The sequence below is a fragment of the Nocardia panacis genome (assembly GCF_003598715.1).
In the GTDB taxonomy this organism is placed as follows: Bacteria; Actinomycetota; Actinomycetes; order Mycobacteriales; family Mycobacteriaceae; genus Nocardia; species Nocardia panacis.
Window position 1 is genome coordinate 1 of record NZ_QZFU01000053.1, and the last position, 1,285, is coordinate 1,285.

Annotated in this window: 1 protein-coding gene; it reads left to right on the forward strand. The window is 35.8% G+C overall.

The annotated features are described in order from the left end of the window. Window positions 1-85: 85 nt before the first annotated feature. Window positions 86-1,248, forward strand: a protein-coding gene (locus D5S18_RS36760) for an IS3 family transposase (protein ID WP_085959889.1) whose coding sequence is annotated in 2 segments (ribosomal slippage) — window positions 86-362 and window positions 362-1,248 — 1,164 coding nt in all. Because the reading frame shifts where the segments join, the coding sequence is not laid out codon by codon here. Window positions 1,249-1,285 lie beyond the last annotated feature (37 nt).

Sequence of the window (1,285 nt, forward strand, 5' to 3'; positions counted from 1 at the left end):
TGGAGAGACCCAAATAAATGAGACAAGGAAAAAACACCCCCTGAATCGTATTAATACAATATGATTCTTAGGAGGGTGTTTTTCTATGGGCACAAGAGTACATTACGCAGAAGAAGTAAAATGGGAAGTAATTAAAATGAAACAAGCTGGAATGACAAACAAAGAAATAATGGAACAACTGGGGATAAAAAATAAGACTCAAATTAAAACATGGATGCGATGGTACAAAACAGGCCAAACCTATCGATTTTCGCAACAAGTTGGAAAACAATATTCCTACGGTAAAGAATCGGAGGAAATGAGTGAGCTAGAAGAATTAAAACTAAAGAATAAACAGCTAGAGGCTCAATTGGCAATTATAAAAAAGTACCAGGAGATCGAAAGGAGTTGGAGCCACGAGTCATTGTCCAAGTTGTAGAAGAACTCTCAGCCACTTTTAAAATAATTGATATTCTTGGAGTATTAGGCATACCTAAGTCAACATATTACCGTTGGAAAAAGAAGTATAAAAAAGTTGAGCTAACTTCATTAGAAGAGCTAGTAATCAAGCTGTGTAAGAAAAACTTCTATCACTATGGTCATCGTAAAATTAAATCCATCTTAAACAGAAAGTATGGGATAAATGTAAACCGCAAAACTGTACAAAAAATTATGCAAAAGTTTGAGATTCAGTGTCAAGTTAAGAAGAAGCGACAAAAGTACATTTGTGGTGAGAGTAATATTATTGTGCCGAACACTCTCAATCGTAATTTTAAAGCAAGCCGATTAAATGAAAAATGGGTAACCGACATTACCTACTTACCTTATGGCTCGACTATGTTATATTTATCAACGATTATGGACTTATATAACAACGAAATAGTGGCTTACAAAATAGGTACGAGCCAAGATATTAACCTAGTATTAGACACATTGAGGGAAGCTGTAGAATTACGTAAACCAGTAGGGTTACTTCTTCATAGCGACCAGGGATCTGTCTATACTTCACATGCATATCAGAATTTGGCCAAAGAAAAAGGCATTACCACAAGCATGTCTCGAAAAGGAAACTGCCATGATAATGCCGTCATTGAATCCTTTCACTCCTCGCTAAAGTCGGAAGGATTTAACGCTCAAAGTAGAGCATCTATATCCAATTCTAAAGTAGTACAAATTGTAAATCAATACATGTATCGATATAATCATGTACGAATTCAGGCAAAATTAAACTACCTGTCCCCACTGGAATACAGGGGACAGGCAGCATAGGTGTTTTTTCTAAGTCTCATTTTAACGGGTCAGTTCA